Below are 522 nucleotides of genomic sequence, written 5' to 3'. Positions count from 1 at the left end.
GTCAAGGAGGAAATCACCATGGGTCTGCGTATCAACCAGAACATCGCCGCGATGAACTCGTACCGGAACCTGTCGGTCAACGACAACTCGATGGCGAAGTCGCTGGAGAAGCTCTCCAGCGGTTTCCGCATCAACCGGGCGGCCGACGACGCGGCTGGTCTGTCCATCAGTGAGGGCCTGCGCGCCCAGACCGGTGGCCTGAAGGTCGCCGTTCGCAACGCGCAGGACGGTGTCTCTGTGGTGCAGACGGCTGAAGGTGCGCTCACCGAGACGCACTCGATCCTTCAGCGTATGCGTGACCTCTCCGTCCAGGCCGCCAACGGTGGTTCCCAGGACGCCAAGGCGCAGGAGGCGGCGGACAAGGAGTTCCAGGCTCTGAAGACCGAGCTGGACCGGATCTCCGACACCACCTCCTTCGGCAGCCAGAAGCTGCTGGACGGCTCCTACAACGGCACCTTCCAGGTCGGCTCCAACGGTAACGACGCCGCTGAGCGCATCAGCGTCGCCATCACCAACCAGGAC

General features: G+C 63.8%; 1 protein-coding gene. It reads left to right on the top strand.

Translation table 11 applies throughout. From position 1 onward, the window contains the following. Nucleotides 1–18: 18 nt before the first annotated feature. Nucleotides 19–522: flagellin N-terminal helical domain-containing protein (locus tag Pta02_RS40900; protein ID WP_444980754.1), on the top strand; the 504-nt coding region annotated here is incomplete at its 3' end.

This window comes from Paraplanobispora takensis (assembly GCF_016863195.1).
Lineage (GTDB): Bacteria > Actinomycetota > Actinomycetes > Streptosporangiales > Streptosporangiaceae > Planobispora > Planobispora takensis.
Note: the sequence above shows the minus strand (reverse complement) of the source record. Positions and strands in the feature narration are given on the sequence as shown.